Annotated in this window: 16 protein-coding genes and 2 tRNA genes; 13 read left to right on the forward strand and 5 right to left on the reverse strand. The window is 74.3% G+C overall.

Annotated features, from left to right (window positions below):
* Positions 1-402: 402 nt before the first annotated feature.
* The gene (locus PHK61_RS25680) at positions 403-2,508 is read right to left on the reverse strand and encodes a bifunctional copper resistance protein CopD/cytochrome c oxidase assembly protein (protein ID WP_274283870.1); all 2,106 of its coding nucleotides are present in this window, start codon (positions 2,506-2,508) and stop codon (positions 403-405) included.
* A 59-nt stretch (positions 2,509-2,567) separates the two neighbouring features.
* Between PHK61_RS25680 and PHK61_RS25685 the strand changes: the two genes are divergently transcribed.
* A tRNA-Arg gene (locus PHK61_RS25685) sits at positions 2,568-2,640 on the forward strand.
* 70 nt (positions 2,641-2,710) lie between these two features.
* On the opposite strand, the gene PHK61_RS25690 is transcribed toward PHK61_RS25685, so the two are convergent.
* Positions 2,711-3,157 carry a winged helix-turn-helix transcriptional regulator gene (locus PHK61_RS25690; RefSeq protein WP_274283871.1) on the reverse strand — a complete coding sequence of 149 codons (447 nt, stop codon included), beginning with the start codon at positions 3,155-3,157 and terminating at the stop codon, positions 2,711-2,713.
* 55 nt (positions 3,158-3,212) lie between these two features.
* Between PHK61_RS25690 and PHK61_RS25695 the strand changes: the two genes are divergently transcribed.
* Together PHK61_RS25695 and PHK61_RS25700 are read left to right on the forward strand one after the other, a co-directional pair.
* Positions 3,213-3,602: a tautomerase family protein gene (locus PHK61_RS25695; RefSeq protein ID WP_274283872.1), complete on the forward strand. Its 390-nt coding sequence runs from the start codon at positions 3,213-3,215 to the stop codon at positions 3,600-3,602.
* Between the two features lie 14 nt (positions 3,603-3,616).
* Positions 3,617-4,150, forward strand: coding sequence for a cupin domain-containing protein (locus PHK61_RS25700; protein ID WP_274283873.1), 534 nt, complete (start codon positions 3,617-3,619; stop codon positions 4,148-4,150).
* Positions 4,151-4,188: 38 nt separating this feature from the next.
* Here the strand turns inward: PHK61_RS25700 and PHK61_RS25705 are convergent, their stop codons facing one another.
* Complete coding sequence (locus PHK61_RS25705; RefSeq protein WP_274283874.1) at positions 4,189-5,022, reverse strand: alpha/beta fold hydrolase; 834 nt, start codon at positions 5,020-5,022, stop codon at positions 4,189-4,191.
* A gap of 24 nt (positions 5,023-5,046) precedes the next feature.
* On the opposite strand from PHK61_RS25705, the gene PHK61_RS25710 reads away from it, so the two are divergent.
* The 4 genes from PHK61_RS25710 (at position 5,047) to PHK61_RS25725 (ending at position 7,662) form a co-directional block, all read left to right on the forward strand.
* Positions 5,047-5,607, forward strand: a complete 561-nt coding sequence (locus tag PHK61_RS25710) for a TetR/AcrR family transcriptional regulator (RefSeq protein WP_274283875.1) — start codon at positions 5,047-5,049, stop codon at positions 5,605-5,607.
* An 11-nt stretch (positions 5,608-5,618) separates the two neighbouring features.
* Entirely contained in the window at positions 5,619-5,759 is a 141-nt protein-coding gene (locus tag PHK61_RS25715) for a putative glycolipid-binding domain-containing protein (protein ID WP_274283876.1), read from the forward strand.
* Between the two features lie 35 nt (positions 5,760-5,794).
* Complete coding sequence (locus PHK61_RS25720) at positions 5,795-6,130, forward strand: ArsR/SmtB family transcription factor (protein ID WP_274283877.1); 336 nt, start codon at positions 5,795-5,797, stop codon at positions 6,128-6,130.
* A 101-nt stretch (positions 6,131-6,231) separates the two neighbouring features.
* Positions 6,232-7,662, forward strand: coding sequence for a WS/DGAT/MGAT family O-acyltransferase (locus tag PHK61_RS25725; RefSeq protein ID WP_420791439.1), 1,431 nt, complete (start codon positions 6,232-6,234; stop codon positions 7,660-7,662).
* Between the two features lie 34 nt (positions 7,663-7,696).
* Here PHK61_RS25725 and PHK61_RS25730 read toward each other — a convergent pair whose 3' ends face one another.
* Both PHK61_RS25730 and PHK61_RS25735 read right to left on the reverse strand, forming a co-directional pair.
* The gene (locus PHK61_RS25730) at positions 7,697-9,157 is read right to left on the reverse strand and encodes a gluconokinase (RefSeq protein ID WP_274283878.1); all 1,461 of its coding nucleotides are present in this window, start codon (positions 9,155-9,157) and stop codon (positions 7,697-7,699) included.
* A complete protein-coding gene (locus PHK61_RS25735) occupies positions 9,154-9,324 on the reverse strand; it encodes a GntT/GntP/DsdX family permease (RefSeq protein ID WP_274283879.1) in 171 nt (56 codons plus the stop codon). The genes PHK61_RS25730 and PHK61_RS25735 overlap by 4 nt, the downstream gene beginning before the upstream one ends.
* An 88-nt stretch (positions 9,325-9,412) precedes the next feature.
* On the opposite strand from PHK61_RS25735, the gene PHK61_RS25740 reads away from it, so the two are divergent.
* From PHK61_RS25740 to selB, 6 genes are all read left to right on the forward strand, one after another.
* Positions 9,413-9,508, forward strand: a tRNA-Sec gene (locus PHK61_RS25740).
* A 50-nt stretch (positions 9,509-9,558) separates the two neighbouring features.
* Positions 9,559-12,792, forward strand: coding sequence for a formate dehydrogenase (fdh, locus tag PHK61_RS25745; protein WP_274283880.1), 3,234 nt, complete (start codon positions 9,559-9,561; stop codon positions 12,790-12,792).
* A gap of 49 nt (positions 12,793-12,841) precedes the next feature.
* Positions 12,842-13,909, forward strand: a complete 1,068-nt coding sequence (locus tag PHK61_RS25750; RefSeq protein ID WP_274283881.1) for a 4Fe-4S dicluster domain-containing protein — start codon at positions 12,842-12,844, stop codon at positions 13,907-13,909.
* Positions 13,910-13,942: 33 nt separating this feature from the next.
* On the forward strand, positions 13,943-14,995 hold the full coding sequence (gene nrfD / locus PHK61_RS25755) for an NrfD/PsrC family molybdoenzyme membrane anchor subunit (protein WP_274283882.1): 1,053 nt from the start codon (positions 13,943-13,945) through the stop codon (positions 14,993-14,995).
* Between the two features lie 90 nt (positions 14,996-15,085).
* Positions 15,086-16,405 carry an L-seryl-tRNA(Sec) selenium transferase gene (gene selA, locus PHK61_RS25760; protein ID WP_274283883.1) on the forward strand — a complete coding sequence of 440 codons (1,320 nt, stop codon included), beginning with the start codon at positions 15,086-15,088 and terminating at the stop codon, positions 16,403-16,405.
* The gene (gene selB / locus PHK61_RS25765) at positions 16,402-18,204 is read left to right on the forward strand and encodes a selenocysteine-specific translation elongation factor (protein WP_274283884.1); all 1,803 of its coding nucleotides are present in this window, start codon (positions 16,402-16,404) and stop codon (positions 18,202-18,204) included. Before selA ends, selB begins: the two co-directional genes overlap by 4 nt.
* Positions 18,205-18,271 lie beyond the last annotated feature (67 nt).

An 18,271-nucleotide genomic window follows, 5' to 3' on the forward strand; every position in this document is an offset into this window, starting at 1 on the left:
TGGCAAACAAGGACCAGGCCACCCAAAGAAACCCCAACGACACCACACCCACAAAGGCGCCATGCCGACGAGGACAAACACACCAAACATTCAGCACACTGTTGAGTTCTCAAAGGACAACTACACGCGTATCGCCGCGACCGATTCGTCCGAGTTCCTCGCGGTGACTCCCACTGTACCCGACTCGTTTCGCGGTCCGTTCCAGGGGGTCCCCGGCGGTCCGTCCCGATGTCGGGCGGAGGCGATCTGCTCGGTCCCGCAGGACCCGGCCCGATCGCCGTCTTCGACTGTACCCGAGGCCCCGAGGCCTCGGTCGGCTCCCGGCCGGCCGCCGATCGGCGTCCGTTCCCCGGGTGCGTCTCCACTGTACGCGACGCCGCGTCGCGGCCCCGACCCCCGGGGTCAGCTCCGGCGTTCTCCCAGCTCGGCCCCGGTGTCCGCCGGGGCCTCCTCGGTGGACCGGCTCTCGGGCGGCGTCGGGCGGCCCGTCGTCGCGAGTGACCGGAGCATGGCGTTGTAGGCCTCGAGGTCGCGGTCGCCGTCACGGTCGGCGCGGCGGTCCTCCCGTCGCGCGGTCCGCTCGTCGGCACGGGACCACTGCACGAGCAGCGCGATCAGCACGATGAGCATCGGGACCTCGCCCGTCGCCCAGGCCAGCCCGCCGCCGGCGGTCTGGTCGGCGAGGCGGTCGATCCAGGGCATCTCGAGCTGCTGGTAGAAGCCCGAGCCGATCACGGTCGCGGAGGTCATCACCGCGATCCCGAAGAACGCGTGCAACGGGATGGCGACGAAGAGCAGGCCGAGGCGCCCGATGGGCGGCAGCTGGCGCGGGCTCGGGTCGATGCCGACGATCGGCCAGAAGAAGAGCAGGCCCACGAGCAGGAAGTGGACGTTCATCGCGAGGTGCGCCCAGTGCGACTCGAGCGCGACGTCGAAGAGACCCGAGAAGTACAGGACGTAGAAGCTGCCGACGAACAGCGCGAGGGCGACGAGCGGGTGGGTCAGCACCCGCGCGACCGGGGAGTGCACCGCCGCCAGCACCCACTCGCGGGGGCCGGGCGGTGCGTCGGCGCCGGCCGGGGGCAGCGCCCGCAGCAGGAGCGTCACCGGGCCGCCCAGGACCAGCAGGATCGGCACCAGCATGTTGAGCATCATGTGCTGGCCCATGTGCACGCTGAACATCACCGGGGCGTAGCGGCCGATGCCCGACGAGGTCGCGACGAGGAGCACGAGGCAGCCCGCCACGAAGGACAGGGTGCGCCCGACGGGCCAGGTGTCGCCCCGACGGCGCAGGCGCCGGACCCCCGCGAGGTAGAGCCCGGCGAGGACCAGCGCGAGAGTGCCGAAGATCAGGTCGAACCGCGGCTGGGTGATCACGCCGGCGGCGGTGAACGGCTCGTCGACCGCGTAGCCGACGAGCGCCTCCAGACGGCTCGGCTGTGCCTCCGGCACCACCGGGGGCGGCGTGCGGCCGAGCGCCACGGCGACGCCCATCGTCGCGGCCATGAGGAGCACCTCGAGGCCGGCGAAGCGCACGATCGCGCCGGAGTCCCCGCGGGCCAGCGCGGGCAGCGTGCGCTGACGGTGCCACCAGCCGAAGGCGCCGAGGGCCACCAGCGCGAGCGCCTTGACGACGACCAGGACGCCGTAGGTGCTCGTCAGGAGATCGGTCGGTGTGATCCGCACCAGGGCGTTGATCACCCCGGACAGCGCCAGCACCACCCAGCAGACGAGCGCGACCGCCGAGAAGCGCCGCGCGGCGAGCGCCGGGTGCCGGCCGCCGGCGACGAGGTGGGTGACCAGCGCGACGAGGCCGCCGACCCAGACCGCCGCCGCGAGCACGTGCAGCAGCAGGCTGTTGGTGGCGACGTCGTGGTCACCGCCCGCGGCCGAGTGCCCGGTGAGCGCGAGCGGGAGCAGACCTGCGAGGGCCACGCCCGCCCCGACCACGGCGGCGCCCCAGCCGAGCACGACGCGGGTCACGCCGAGCGTCACCAGGGCGATCAGGGCGGTCAGGGCCCACGAGGTAGTGGTCTCGATGCCGGGGACCGCGACCGACAGCACCCGCATGTCGAGCATCTGCGAGACCGGGCGGCCGTAGGCGTCGGCCGCGCTCAGCGGGATCATCAGCAGGGCCGCGACCGACCACGTCCCGGCGGCCCACGACGCGACGCGGACCGCCCGGTAGCCGTCCGCCGACAACCACCCCGACGACGCGGGCGGGGTGAAGAACGCCGCCAGCAGCAGGAAGCCGATCGTCGCGGCCGCGGCCGCCTGGCTCAGCGCGCGCACCACGGGCAGCGCGTAGACGGTGACGGGCCCGGGGTCGGGCAGGCCGAGACGCGCGAAGGTCGCCGCGCCGGACAGGGTGCTCAGGGCCAGCGCCACCACCGCGGCGACGGCGAGCAGCGGACCGACCTGGGCAACGAACAGGCCTCCGGGGGTGCTGGGCCGCACGGTCGAGGCGGGCTCCGGTGCCTCGGCGGGCGGCGGGGTCGTGGTGGCCACGGCTCCAGGGTAGGTCGCGGTCGGGAGCGGGGCGTCCGGTCGGGCTACGCTGCCGCCGGGCCCCCGTGGCGCAACGGATAGCGCATCGGCCTTCTAATCCGACGGTTGCAGGTTCGAGTCCTGCCGGGGGCGCGCCGTGCCGGTGACCGGGTCGTCGGCGGGCTCGTCGCCGCGCGGGCGCCGCGGCCCCGGACCTGACCGGCTACCAGGCCTCCGGCTCGAACTCCGCGGTCATCTCCCGCCAGCTCACGGGCTCCGCGCAGTGCGCACAGGTCAGCCGGGGCGCGGCCTCGTGCCCACAGGTGCGGTGCACGAGCCGGACGGGCGGGACGTCGGTCTCGTACGCGTCCCCCCACCGCATCAGCGCGACCAGCACCGGGTAGAGGTCGGCGCCCTTCGCCGTGAGCCGGTACTCGTGCCGCGCCGGGGCGTCCTGGTAGCGCACGCGGTCGAGCACGCCCTCCGCGGTGAGGACGCGCAGCCGGTCGTTGAGGACGTTGGCGCCCAGCCCGAGCTTCGACCGGAAGTGTTCGTAGCGCCGCTCCCCGCGGAAGCACTCGCGCAGGATCATCATCGTCCAGCGCTCGCCGATCACCGACCAGGTCCGCGCGACGGAGCACCAGACGTCGCCGAGGTCGTCGTGCCGCACGCGGCGAGTCTAGGACTCTTTTCGAGTGCGAGCAGCTCAGCTACCGTCCTCGGGCATGCCCTTCTACCAGTTCACGGTCCCCGGCGGAGACGCGACGCTGGAGCACCAGCACGAGATCGCGGCGGCGATGACGAAGGTGCACGCGGAGGTCACCGGCGCCCCGAGCGCCTACGTGCACTGCTCCTTCGTCGAGGTGCCGCCCGGCAGCATCTTCGTGGCCGGCGAGCCCGTCGACGGGCCGCGCATGGTGGGGATCATCCGCGCGGGACGGTCGGCCGAGGTCCGCGCACGGCTCCTGCACGAGCTCGCCGACGCCTGGTGCGAGATCACGGGGCACGCGAAGGCGGACCTCGCGATCTTCCTGCAGGAGGTGCCGGGCGCGAACGTGCTCGAGGACGGCGTCGTGCTGCCCGAGGCGAGCGAGGATCCGGGCGCGATCACCTGAGGGACAGTGGTGCCATGGAGTCCCGCGACGGGTCGAGCAGCGCACGGGTGATCTCGCAGACCCCCGAGGTCCTGCACATGGAGCACCGCACCACGCGCCGGACCCGGCTCGCGGGCCCGCACTGGCACCCGGAGCTGGCCGAGACCTTCACCGTGCGCACCGGCCGCGTGGCGATCGCCGTCGACGGGACGTGGCACTCGCTCGGCCCGGGGGACTCGGTGACGATCCCGGCGGGCGCGGTGCACGAGTCACGCGTCGAGGAGGCGGACCTCGTGATGGACCACGAGGTCACGCCGCCGGGGCGGCACCGCCAGATGTTCGAGGTGATGTTCGCCCTCGACCGGCGCGGGCTGCTCGGCTCGGGCGGCGTTCCCCTCGACCCGCTGGCGCTGGGGCTGCTGTGGGACTTCCAGGACGGGTACCTCGCCGGCGTCCCGCCCCGGCTGCAGCGCGCCGTGTTCGGCGGGCTCGCGCGGGTCGCCCGGCGGACCGGCCGCCACCGGCGCCTCGCCCGCGACGCCGGCGTCGACCCGCGCACCTGGGAGTGATCAGGTCCGGCCGCGGCACGAGCAGGGGCGTTCCCCGCTCACGGGCCGGCGAGGAAGTCGAGCACCTCGCGCGTCAGGCGGGCGGGGTCGTCCTCCATGAGGAAATGGCCGGCACCGTCGACGACGACGAGGGACGCGCCGGGGATGTCCTCGGCGAGCCGCTCCGCGTAGGCCACCGGCTGCCACCGGTCGGCGCGACCCCAGACGATCCGCACCGGGATCGCGACCTCGCCGAGCCGGTCGGTGAGCTCCTCGGTCCAGCGCGAGTCGTAGTGGCGGACCTGGTGCTCGAAGAAGGAGGTCCGGCCGAGCGCCGTGCGGTGCGGGGCGAGGAACGCGCGCAGCTCGTCACCGGTCATCACGGACTCGTCGGCCACGGTCATCGTCAGCTGGCGGGTCATCATCGCCTCGAACTCGTCCGCCGACATGCTCGCGTAGCTGTCGAGACGGGTGCGGATGATCTCCTGCCAGGTCTGTGACGGCCACGAGTCGTAGCTGACGGTGTCGATGAGCATGAGGCGCCGGGCCGTGCCGGGGTGCAGGACGGCGACCCGCTGCCCGATCGCCCCGCCGATGTCGTGGGTGATCAGGGTCGGGTGCTCGACACCGAGCTCGTCGAGCAGCGCGAGCAGCAGGTCGGTCTGGGCGCCGACCGACGTGTCGCGGGCGAGGGGGCGTTCCGAGTCGCCGTAGCCGAGCAGGTCGTAGGTGATGACGCGGTGGCCGGCGGCCTCGACCGCGGGGACGACGTGGCGCCACTCGTGGGAGTACGAGGGGGTGCCGTGCACGAACACGACGGGCTCGCCCTCCCCGCGGTCGCGGTAGGCGAGGCGGACGCCGTCGACGAGGGCGTTCCGGTCGAGGAGACTCATGCTGGGTAGACTAGTCTACCTATCATGAGCGCACGCGGGACGGCACGAACGAAGCTGGTGGCGGCGGCGTCGGCACGCTTCTACGCGCAGGGGGTGGCCGCGACGGGCATCGACGTGATCACTGCCGACGCCGGCGTCGCCAAGATGAGCCTGTACAACAACTTCGGTTCGAAGGCCGAGCTCGTGGCGGCCTACCTCGACGGGCGCCAGCAGGGGTTCCTCGACGTGCACCGCCGGCTGGTCGCGGCGCTGCCCGGGGACGCGGGACCCGGAGCGCGCGCGCTCACCGTCTTCGACGCGTACGTCGAGCACGCCGAGGAGGCCGACTTCCGCGGGTGCGGGCTGCTCAACGCCGCGGGCGAGCTGCCCGCGGGCGACCCGGGGCGCACGCAGGTGGCGGGACACAAGGCCGAGGTCGAGCGGCTGCTGCACGAGGCCCTGGCGCCGCGCGAGGACGCCGGGGCGCTTGCCGAGCACCTGGCCCTGCTGCTCGAGGGGGCGATGGTCCGCGGGGGTCTCGAGGGCGACCTCGACCGCGTGCGCCGTGCCCGCGCGATCGCCGCGGGGCTCGTCGGGGAGGGCTGACACTGGCGGTGGTGCGGCTCGACCAGACCTACCGCCGGCTCGACGAGCACCGCTTCGACTACACCTCGGAGGGCGACTTCGCCGCCGTCCTCGTCTACGACGACGCCGGCCTGGTGGTCGACTACCCGGGGATCGCGCGGCGCTTCGCGTAGGACTCTCTATCAGCTTTCGCTGATATCGTCGGCTCGTGCACGCGATGGACGTGCTCGGCGACCCGGTGCGCCGGCGGATCCTCGAGCTCCTGGCCGACGGTGAGCTGGCCTCGGGCGCCGTCGTCGAGCACATCCGCGAGGAGTTCGGCATCTCGCAGCCCGGGGTGTCGCAGCACCTGCGCGTCCTGCGCGAGAGCGGGCTGGCGTCGGTGCGCGCCGAGGGCACGCGGCGGCTGTACTCCGTCGACGCGGGCGGGCTGCGCGAGGTGGACGGGTGGCTGGCGCCGTTCCGGCACTTCTGGGAGCAGCGGCTCGACGCCCTCGGCACCGAGATCGCGCGGGGCAGGCGTGCCCGCCGGGAGGAGCCGTGAGCGCGGCCCGCAGACGGCTCGCGCGACACTGACTCACGAGTAGGTCACACTGGCCGCGGACACGCCCGGCAGGGCGTGCCAGGTGTCGGGAGGGTGCGGAAGTGGCGACGATGTCGTTCCGGGACGCGATGTTCCTGCTGGCGGAGTCGCGCGAGCGACCGACCCACGTCGGCTCGCTCATGCTCTTCGACCGGCCCGAGGACGCAGGCCCCGACTACCTCGCCGACCTGCACCGACGGCTCGTGTCCGGTGATGTCGACATCGCGCCGCTCTTCCGCCGGCGCGCGACGCGCGGGGTCTCCACCCTCGGCCAGTGGGCCTGGACGACCGATGACGACGTCGACATCGAGTACCACGTGCGCCTGTCCGCGCTGCCCCGGCCGGGGCGTATCCGCGAGCTGCTCGAGCTCGTGTCCCGGCTGCACGGCAGCCTGCTCGACCGGCACCGCCCGCTGTGGGAGTTCCACCTCATCGAGGGCGTGGAGGGCGACCGGTTCGCCGTCTACAGCAAGATCCACCACGCGATGATGGACGGGGTGCGCGCGATGCGGCACCTCGAGAAGGCGCTCAGCACCGACCCCGAGCGTCGCGACATGCCCCCGTTCTGGGCCGTCGACCCACGCCCCGGGCGCACCAGCCGCCCGGTGGGCGAGAAGGCGCCGGCGCCGACGGGGGTGCTCGGGACCGCGCGCGAGTACGTCGGCGGCGCGCTGCGCACCGCGGGCACGTTCGCCGAGGGCGTCGGGCAGTCGCTCAACGTCGGGCCGGCGCTGCTGTCGTCGGCCTACCGCGGGCTGGTCGAGCACGACCTGGCCCTGCCGTTCGAGGCGCCGCCGACGATGCTCAACGTCCCGATCACCGGGGCGCGGCGCTTCGCGGCGCAGTCGTGGCCGCTCAAGCGCATCCAGCGGGTCCGCGAGCGCACCGGCACCACCCTCAACGACGTGATGCTGGCGATGAGCGCGGGCGCCCTGCGGCACTACCTCGAGGCCCACGGCGGGCTGCCCGAGAAGCCGCTCGTGGCAGCCCTGCCCGTCGCGCTCGAGGACTCCGGCTCCGGCAACGCGCTCGGGGCGATCCTCGTCAACCTGGCGACGAACGAGCCCGACCCCGCCGAGCGGCTGCGCAGGATCCGCCAGTCGGGCCTCGCGGCCAAGGAAAACCTGCAGGGTCGTGACCCGATGACGATCGCCGCGCTCTCCGCCGTCGTCGCCGCCCCGATCGGGATGGGCCTGGTCCCCGGCACGTCGGCGATCAACCAGGGCTTCAACCTGATCATCTCGAACGTGCCCGGCCCGAAGGACCCGCTGTACTGGGAGGGCGCGAAGCTCGACGGCATCTACCCGATCTCGGTGCCGCTCGACGGGCAGGCCCTCAACATCACCGTCATGTCCTACGCGGACAGCATGGAGATCGGCGTGACCGGCGACCGCCGCGCGGTGCCGCACCTGCAGCACCTGCTCGGCTACCTCGAGGACGCGCTGGTCGAGCTCGAGGCCGTAGCGGACGCGGCGGACGCGGCGGACGACTAGAGGGCCCCGCGGCGCCTCGTCGGCGCGCCGACCGCTACAGCGCCCGGGTGAGGTCGTGGGCCTGCTCGAACAGCGGCAGGCGCGCGGCGTAGGCGGGCGCGTCGGGCCCCGGGTGCCGGGTCTCGCCGAGGGGGATCCGCTCGGCAGCGGCGACCAGCGCGTCGGGACCCGGCGGCAGCAGACCGACGCCCTGCATCCCGAGCAGCGCGGCCCCGAACGCCGAGCCCTGGTCGACGGTCGGGAAGCCGACCGGCAGGTCGAGGGCGTCGGTCAGCATCTGGCGCCACAGCGTGCTGCGCGCGAAGCCGCCGGTGGCGCGCACCTCGTGCACCGCCAGGCCGGCCTCGCGCAGGGCGTCGAGCACGAGGCGCAGCTGGAGGCAGACGCCCTCGAGCAGGGCGCGCGTGACGTGCCCGGCGGTGTGCCGCCGGTGCAGACCGAGGAGCGCGCCGGCGCCGCCGAGGTCCCAGTGCGGGGCGCGCTCGGGCAGCAGGTGCGGCACGGCGAGGAGCCCGTCGGCACCCGCCGGCACGGCCTGCGCGGCGGCGAGGAGTTCGTCGACGTCGCGCCCGAGCGTCTCGTGCGCCCAGTCGAGGACGAGGCCGCCGTTGGTGATCGCCCCGCCGACGACCCAGCGCTCGTCGGCGAGGCCGTAGCAGAACACGCGGCCGCGGGGGTCGACGGCGGGCCGCTCGACGGTGACCCGGAGCGCCCCGCTGGTCCCGATCGAGCACGCGGCGACCCCGGGGCGCACGGCGCCGACGCCGAGGCTGGCGAGCGGCCCGTCGCCCCCGCCCGCGACGACGGGGACGCCGGCGGGCAGGCCCCAGCCGATCTCGCGCAGCCGGCCCACGACCGCGGTCGGGGCGACGGGCTCGCCGAGGGCGTCGGCGGTGATGCCGGCGATCTCCAGCGCCTCGGGGTCCCAGGTGCCGGTGGCGAGGTCGAGCAGCCCGCTGCCCGAGGCGCACGAGGTGTCGGCGACGCGGGCGCCGGTGGCGCGGGCGAGCACGAACTCCTTGATGCCACCCCAGGTGTGCGCGGCGGCGTGCAGGCTCGGACGGGCGCGGCGCAGCCAGGCGAGCTTGAGCAGCGGGCTCATGGGGTGCACGGGGGTGCCGGTGCGCCGGTGCAGGGCGAGGGCGTCGACGCGGGTGTGCAGGTCGCGGGCGGTGTCGCTCGCGCGGGGGTCGGCCCAGGTCACGAGCGGGCCGATCGGGTCGCCGGCCGCGTCCAGGGCGAGCAGCCCGTGCATGGCGGAGCTGAACGACAGCGCCGCGACCCGGCGCGGGTCGAGGTCGGCGACGGCGTCGCGCACGGCGTCGCCGACCGCCTCGTACAGGGCCTCGGGGTCCTGGACGGCGGCGCCGGGCTCGGGCTCGTCGAGGTGGTGGGGGGCGGAGCCGTGGCCCTGATCGTCACCGTCCACGGTGAAGGCGACGGCCTTCGTGGCCGTGGTGCCGATGTCGACGCCGAGGACGAGGTCGGGCGTCACTGGACCAGGCTCGCGAGCAGCACCATGACCAGCCCGACCACCGAGACGACGGTCGCCGTCACCGACCAGGTGCGGAACGTGTCGCGCACCGACATCCCGACGTACTCGATCACGAGGAGAACGGCGGCGGCCGTCACCACGAGGCGCGTGTCGGTAGCGGTCCACACGACCGCCGTGGTTCCCCGGTCGGGGCACTCCTCGAACCTCGCGCGCCCCGTTCTGCGCACCCTCCGGGCCGGACCTAGGCTCGGCGGCGGAGGCGTCAGGGTGCCTGGTGGCCCCCGCGGTCTTCAACACCGTAGTGGTCGAGCATCTCGGCCAGGCGGGTTCGATTCCCGTCCGCCTCCGCCAACACCACCGCAACACCACCAGATCTCCTCGACCCCAGGGGGAAGCGTCACGTGGGTGCCCGCACCTGGCTCGGCGAGTGGCCGATGTTCCGGCAGGCGACCGGTCCCGATCCGCTCGGACGCGGTGCCGCCGTCCAGTCCCCGCGCACCAAGGCGCTCGAGGCGCGCACCCGGGACGCCGACGAGGTCGTCAAGTCCGTGTGCCCGTACTGCGCCGTGGGCTGCGGGCAGAACATCTACGTGCGCGACGGGCGCATCACCCAGGTCGAGGGCGACCCCGACTCGCCCGTCTCTCGCGGGCGGCTGTGCCCCAAGGGCTCGGCGTCGACGTCGCTGGTGACCTCCCCGACGCGCGTGACGACCGTGCGCTACCGGCGCCCGTACGGCACCGAGTGGGAGGACCTGGACCTCGACACGGCGGTCGACATGATCGCCGACCGGGTCATCGACGCCCGCCGGCGCGGCTGGCAGGACACCGACGACGAGGGCCGGGTCCTGCGCCGCACGCTCGGGTTCTCCAGCCTCGGCGGCGCGACGCTGGACAACGAGGAGAACTACCTCATCAAGAAGCTGTTCATGGCGCTCGGCGCGATCCAGGTGGAGAACCAGGCGCGCATTTGACACAGCGCCACCGTCCCCGGTCTGGGGACCAGCTTCGGTCGTGGCGGCGCCTCGAACTTCCAGCAGGACCTGCAGCACTCCGACTGCATCGTCATCGAGGGCTCCAACATGGCGGAGGCCCACCCGGTGGGCTTCCAGTGGGTGATGGAGGCGAAGGCCCGCGGCGCCACGGTCATCCACGTCGACCCCCGCTTCACGCGCACGAGCGCGGTCGCGGACCTGCACGTGCCGTTCCGGGCGGGCGCGGACATCGCCTTCCTGGGCGGGCTCATCCACCACGTGCTGGAGAACGAGCTCGACTTCCGCGAGTACGTCACGACGTTCACCAACGCCGCGTCACTGGTCGGTGAGGACTTCCTCGACACCGAGGACCTCGCCGGCGTGTTCTCCGGCTACAACCACGAGACCGGGCGCTACGACCCGATCTCGTGGCAGATGGACGGCGCCTACGCCGCGCCGGCGGCGGGGCAGCGCGACCACTGGGAGTCCGAGCTCCGCGAGGAGCGCGCGAGGTTCACGTCGGACACCGCCGGCGGCGCGGGCGACCAGGCCTACGCGCCCGCCGACCCCGAGCGCGACGACACGCTCCAGCACCCCCGCTGCGTGTACCAGGTGCTCAAGCGGCACTACGCGCGCTACACGCCCGAGGCGGTGTCGCAGGTCTGCGGGATGAGCGTCGAGCAGTTCCTGACGGTGGCCGACGCGATCACGAAGAACTCGGGCCGCGAGCGCACGACGGCCTGGGTCTACTCGGTCGGCTGGACCCACCACAGCGTCGGCGTGCAGTACATCCGCGCCGCGGCGATCCTGCAGACGCTGCTGGGCAACATGGGCCGTCCCGGCGGCGGCATCCTCGCGCTGCGCGGGCACGCCAGCATCCAGGGCTCGACCGACGTGCCGACCCTCTACGACCTGCTGCCGGGCTACATCCCCATGCCCAACGCGCACCTGCACTCCGACCTGCAGAGCTTCCTCGACGCCGACGCGGCGAAGACGGGGTTCTGGGGCCACATGGACGCCTACCTGATCAGCCTGCTCAAGGCGTGGTGGGGCGACGCGGCGACCGCGGACAACGACTTCGCGTTCGACTACCTGCCGCGGCTGACCGGCAACCACGGCACGTACGGCATCGTCCGCGACCAGATCGACCGCAAGACGTTCGGCTACTTCGTCGTCGGCGAGAACCCGGCCATCGGGCACGCGAACGGCAAGATGCAGCGCCTCGGGCTCGCGAACCTCGAGTGGCTCGTCGTCCGCGACATGCAGATGATCGAGACGGCGACGTTCTGGCGGGACGGTCCCGAGATCGAGACCGGGGAGTTGCGCACCGAGGACATCGGCACCGAGGTCTTCTACCTGCCGTGCGCGAACCACACCGAGAAGTCCGGGACGTTCACCAACACCCAGCGGCTGCTGCAGTGGCGCCGCGAGGCGGTGCACCCGCCGGGTGACGCGCGCTCGGAGCTGCACTTCTACTACCACCTGGGCAGGAAGATCCGGGAGAAGCTCGCGGGCTCCACCGACGAGCGCGACCGCCCGCTGCTCGACCTGACGTGGGACTACCCGACCTTCGGCGTGCACTCCGAGCCGGACCCGGAGTCGGTGCTGGCCGAGATCAACGGCTTCGACGCCGACGGCAACCACCTGTCGAGCTACACGCAGATGAAGGCCGACGGGTCGACCAGCGGCGGGTGCTGGATCTACACAGGGGTCTACAGGGACGGCGTCAACCAGGCCGACCGCCGCAAGCCCGGATCCGAGCAGGACTGGGTCGCCTCCGAGTGGGGCTGGGCGTGGCCGGCGAACCGTCGCACGCTCTACAACCGCGCGTCGGCCGACGCCGACGGCAGGCCGTGGAGCGAGCGCAAGGCCTACGTGTGGTGGGACGAGGAGGCTGGCCGCTGGACCGGCCACGACATCCCCGACTTCGAGGCCGGCAAGCCGCCGTCGTACCGGCCGCCGGAGGGCGCGACGCACGAGGACGCGCTGTCGGGCACCGACGCGTTCATCATGCAGGCCGACGGGAAGGCGTGGCTGTACGCGCCGACCGGCCTGGCCGACGGGCCGATGCCGACGCACTACGAGCCGGTCGAGTCGCCGGTGGCGAACATGCTGCACGCCGAGCAGGACAACCCGGCGCGCGAGGACATCGTCCGCGCCTGGAACCGGCTCAACCCGTCGATGTCGGACACCTATCCCTACGTGTTCCTGACCTACCGGCTCACCGAGCACCACACCGCCGGGGGCATGAGCCGGTTCCTGCCCTACCTCGCGGAGCTCCAGCCGGAGTTCTTCTGCGAGGTCTCGCCCGCGCTGGCGCAGGAGCGGAACCTCGAGCACCTCGGCTGGGCGACGCTGATCTCGGCGCGCACGGCCATCGAGGCGCGGGTGGTGGTGACCGAGCGCATGAAGCCCCTGCGGATCGGGGACAACGTCGTGCACCAGATCGGGCTGCCCTACCACTGGGGGTCCAACGGCCTGTCCCGCGGCGACCCGGCGAACGACCTGCTGGGCGTCGTGATGGACCCGAACGTCCACATCCAGGAGTCGAAGGTCGCGACCTGCGACATCCAGCCCGGCCGGCGTCCCCGTGGCCCGGCGCTGCTGGAGTTCGTCGAGTCGTACCGCCGCAAGGCCGGGGTGGAGCCGGGAGGCATCACGTGACGACGGAGACGAAGCCGTCAGGGGAGCACGCCGAGAGGGGAGCTCGACCATGACGAACGTGTTCGAGGCGTTCTCGGGAGAGACGCCGTCGCTCTCCGGGCTGCTGCCCGATCCCACGACGGACGCCGGGTGGTCGGGCGACCACCCGAAGCGGGTCGGCTTCTTCACCGACACCTCGGTCTGCATCGGCTGCAAGGCCTGCGAGGTGGCGTGCAAGGAGTGGAACCTGGTGCCCGACGACGGCACCGACGCCTCCGACCTCTACCGCCTGACCGGGATGTCGTACGACAACACCGGTGACCTCGGCGCCTCGACGTGGCGCCACGTCGCGTTCATCGAGGACGTCCGGCCGCACGGGACGGCGACCACCGGGCACATGCCCTCGGGGCTGCCGGCGATCACCGGCGGGGCGCCCACGCGCGACGCGGCGACCCCTCCCCCGGGCGGCGGCACCGTCGACCTGCTGGCGCTGCTGCCCGACGGGGCGAGCGGAGCGACGGGGGGAGGAATCGTCGGCGCGCACGGCCAGCAGACCCCCGACGACGAGCGGGACGTCCGCTGGCTGATGGCCTCGGACGTCTGCAAGCACTGCACGCACGCGGGCTGCCTGGACAACTGCCCGACGGGCGCGCTGTTCCGCACGGAGTTCGGCACGGTCGTCGTGCAGGACGACATCTGCAACGGGTGCGGGTACTGCGTGCCGTCCTGCCCGTACGGCGTCATCGACGTGCGCGAGTCCGACGGCGGCGCCCACAAGTGCACGCTGTGCTACGACCGCCTCGGCGAGGGCCTCGAACCGGCCTGCGCCAAGGCGTGCCCGACCAACTCGATCCAGTTCGGCGATCTCGACGAGCTGCAGGCCGCGGCCGACGCGCGTCTCGCCGAGCTGCACGGGCGCGGCGTGGAGGAGGCGCGGCTCTACGGGCGCGACCCCGACGACGGTGTGGGCGGCGACGGGGCGTTCTTCCTGCTGCTCGACGAGCCGGAGGTCTACGGCCTGCCGCCGGACCCGATCGTCACCACCCGCGACCTGCCCGAGATGTGGCGCAACGCGGCGCTGACCGCGGTGGGCCTCGGCGCGGCGGTCGTCGCGGCGTTCTGGAGGGGGCGCAAGTGACGCGGGAGACGAAGCGGAGCGGGAGCTCGACCCATGAGTGACGCGAACCCGGCCGAGATGCCCGAGCGGGCGCGGATCGACCACGACCAGGTCAAGCCGCGGCGCGACAGCAGGCGGCGCGGCCGCGGCGAGGAGCTCCAGGTCCCCGAGGCCGAGTTCCGTTCCTACTACGGGCGCCCGATCATCAAGGCGCCGGTGTGGAAGAACCCGGACGTGCCGCTGTACCTGTTCCTCGGCGGGCTGGCCGGCTCGTCGTCGGTGCTCGCGGCGATGGCGCGTGCGACGGACCGGCCGACGCTGCGGCGGGCCGGGCGTCTCGCCGCGGCCGGCGGCGCCGTCGGCGGGACGGTGTTCCTCGTCCACGACCTGCACCGGCCGGCGCGGTTCCTGCACATGCTGCGGGTGCTGAAGCCGACCTCGCCGCTCTCGGTCGGCACGTGGATCCTCTCGCCGTTCGCGACGTTCGCCGCGGCCACCGCCGCGACCGAGCTGACCGGCTGGTTCCGGCGCACCGGTGACGTCACGGGGGTCGCCGCGGCCGCGATCGGGCCGGCGCTCGCGACGTACACGGCGGTGCTGTTCTCCAACACCGCGGTGCCGGTATGGCACGAGGCGCACCGCCACATGCCGATCCTGTTCGGCGCCAGCGCCGCGGCCGCCGGGGGCGGTGCCGGGCTGGTGTTCGCGTCGGTGCGCGACAACGAGCCGGCCGCCCGTCTCGCGATCGCGGGCGCGGCCGTCGAGCTCGCGATCGACGAGAAGATGCAGCACGACCTGGGGATGCTCTCGGACGTCTACGACAAGGGTCGGGCGAGGACGCTCATGCGGGCGTCGAAGACCTGCCTCGTCGCGGGCGCGCTGGGGGCGCTGGTCGGGCGGCGCCGCCGCTGGTCGGCGGCCCTGTCGGGGCTGGCGCTGATGGCCGGGTCGGCGCTGACCCGCTTCGGGGTGTTTGACGCGGGGATCGCGTCGGCCAACGACCCCGCGCACATCGTCGTCCCGCAGCGCGAGCGCCTCCGGCAGCGCCAGGAGACGACGAACACGCCCAGCGACCGGACGACCCCCTCGGACCGCGCCTTCGCCTGACGCCCCGCGGCCCCGACCGGGGGTCGGTCGTCGGCGTCGCCGGCGCCGGTGGGGGCGCTCGCCGTCGGGCTCGGAGCGCACAATGTCGGGGTGAGCGACGATCACCGCCGGCGGGTGCCGCGCACGGACACGGTGCTCGCCGACGCGCGCCTGGAACCGGCGCTGGCGACGCTGGGGCGGGCGCGCGTCAAGGAGGTCGTCGTGGCCGCGCAGGACCGGGCGCGGGCCGGGGAGATCGCGCCCGAGGCGGTGGCCGACGAGGCCGTCGCGTCCCTGCCCCCCACGGCGGCCAGCATGCGTCCGGTCGTCAACGCGACCGGGGTCCTGCTGCACACGAACCTGGGGCGGGCGCCGCTGTCGGCGGCCGCGCGCGACGCGCTGGACGCGGCGGCGGGGACGACGGACGTCGAGCTGGACCTGGCCACCGGCGGGCGGGGCCGCCGCGGCGCGGGTGCCCTGGCTGCGCTCGCGGCCGCGGTGCCGGACGCGGGCGGCGTGCACGTCACCAACAACGGGGCGGCCGCGCTGATCCTCGCGGCGACGGCGCTCGCGGGAGGCGACGCGACGCGGAGCTCGACCGGCCGAGGCGGGCGCGAGATCGTCATCGCACGCGGCGAGATGGTGGAGATCGGCGACGGGTTCCGGCTGCCCGATCTGCTCGAGTCGACCGGCGCGCGCCTGCGCGAGGTCGGCACGACCAACCGGGTGCACCCCGCCGACTACGCCGACGCCGTCGGCCCCGACACGGGGATGATCCTCAAGGTCCACCCCTCGAACTTCGTGGTCACGGGGTTCACGTCGTCGGTGCCGGTGTCGGGCCTGCTCGGGCTGGGCGTGCCGGTCGTGTCCGACATCGGGTCCGGGCTGCTCGCGCCGCACCCGCTGCTGCCCGACGAGCCCGACGCGACGACCGAGCTGCGCGCGGGCGCGTCGCTGGTCACGGCGTCGGGCGACAAGCTGCTCGGCGGACCGCAGGCGGGGCTGCTGCTCGGCGACGCCGACCTCGTGCACCGGCTGCGCCGCCATCCCCTCGCGCGGGCGCTGCGCGTGGACAAGCTGACCCTGGCCGCGCTGGAGGCGACCCTGCGGGGGCCGGCGCCGCCGGTGCGGTCCCTCCTCGAGGCCTCCGTGGCGTCGTTGCGGTCGCGGGCGGCCTCGGTGGCCGCGCGGATCGGGGCGCCGGCGGAGGCGATCGACTGTGTCGCGGAGGTCGGCGGGGGCGGCGCGCCCGGGGTGGCGCTGCCGAGCGCGGGCGTGGCGCTGCCCTCCGCGCTGGCCGATCGGCTGCGCACGGGCCGCGATCCCGTCGTGGCGCGCGTCGAGCAGGGCCGCTGCGTGCTCGACCTGCGCTCGGTGCCGCCGGAGGCGGACTCGCGGGTGGTGTCGGCGGTGCGGTCGGTGCTGGCGTGAGGGTGGTCGCGACCGCCGGGCACGTCGACCACGGGAAGTCGACGCTGGTCCGCGCGCTGACGGGGATGGAGCCCGACCGCTGGGCCGAGGAGCGCCGGCGGGGCATGACGATCGATCTCGGCTTCGCGTGGACGACGCTGCCCGGCACCGACGAGCCGGTCGCGTTCGTCGACGTGCCGGGCCACGAGCGGTTCGTCACGCAGATGCTCGCCGGCGTGGGCCCGGTGCCGGCGACGATGTTCGTGGTCGCCGCCGACTCGGGCTGGATGCCGCAGTCCACCGAGCACCTCGACGCCCTCGACGCGCTCGGCGTGCGCGACGGGCTGCTCGTCGTGACCCGCAGCGACCTCGCCGACCCGGAGCTCGCGCGGGACGAGGCCCTGGAGCACCTGGGCGAGTCGTCGCTGGGGCGCCTGCCGGCGGTGTGCGTGTCGGGGGCGACGGGGGCGGGGCTGTCGGACCTCCGTGCCGCCCTGGTCGACCTGGTGGGCGGGTTGCCCGCACCGGACCTCGACGCCGACGTGCGGCTGTGGGTCGACCGCGCGTTCACGGTGCGGGGCGCGGGCACGGTGGTCACGGGGACCCTCGGCGCGGGCACGATCCGGGTGGGCGACGAGCTGGCGCTGGGCTCGCGCTCCGTCACCGTGCGCGGGCTGCAGGCGCTCGGCGAGAGCGTCGACCCGGTGCGCGCGGTGGCGCGGGTGGCGCTAAACCTGCGGGGGGTCGGGCTCGACGAGATCGGGCGCGGTGACGCGCTGACGACGCCCGGGAAGTGGCTGCGCGGCGACGTGGTCGACGTGCGGGTGGGGCCGCCGCGGGGGCACACGGTCGCCGTGGACCTCCCGCAGCAGGTGATGCTGCACGTGGGGTCGGCGGCGGTCGCGGCGCGCGTGCGTCCGTTGTCGCGGTCGGACGCGCCGGACTCCGAGGTCACGCGGACGGTGCGGCTGACGCTGCACGAACCGCTGCCGCTGCGCCCCGGCGACCACGCGCTGCTGCGCGACCCGGGTGCGCACCGGGTGCTGGGCGGGGTGACGGTGCTCGACGTGCGGCCGCCGGCGCTGCGCCGGCGGGGCGCGGCCCGGGCCCGCGCCGGGGAGCTGGCCGCGACCGAGGGGGTGCCCGACGCCCTCGGCGAGCTCGCGCGACGGCGGCTGATCCGCCGCGACGACCTGGTGGCGCTCGGGGCGTCGGTACCGGACGGCGTACCGTCGGCGGCGGGGTGGCTGGTGGACCCCGCACACCTGGCGTCGCTGGCGTCGCGGCTGGTGGACGCGGTGGCGGCGCACGCGCAGGCACAGCCGCTGGACGCCGGCCTGCCGGCGAAGGCCGCGGCGCAGGCCCTGGACCTGCCCGAGCCCCGGCTCCTCGACCTCGTGCTCGCCGAGCCCGGGGCGTCGTCGATCGTGGCGGCCGGGGGCCGGGTGCGGGCCCGCGACGCGGGGGGCCTGCCCGACGCCGTGCGGGCGGCCGTGGCGGCGGTGCGCGCGGACCTCGAGGAGGCGCCCTTCGCGGCACCCGAGGCGCATCGGCTCGCCGAGCTGGGCCTGCGCACCCGCGAGCTCGGCGCGGCGGTGAAGGCGGGGGCGCTGCTCAAGGTCGGCGACGGGATCTACCTCGCGCCCGACGCCGCCGACGTCGCCGTCGCCCGGCTCGCGGACCTGCCCTCACCGTTCACGCTGTCCGAAGCGCGCCAGGCGCTGGGCACCACCCGCCGCGTCGCGGTCCCGCTGCTCGAATACCTCGCGCGCCAAGGCCGCACGCGCCGTGACGACGAGGGCCGGCACGCGCTGCGCTGAGCCGGTGCGAGCGATGCGGCGTCGCTGGCGTGTGACGCCAGGATCGCCACATCCTCGCTCGCGTGAC

Source organism: Actinomycetospora lutea, from assembly GCF_028737205.1.
Classification (GTDB): Bacteria; Actinomycetota; Actinomycetes; order Mycobacteriales; family Pseudonocardiaceae; genus Actinomycetospora; species Actinomycetospora lutea.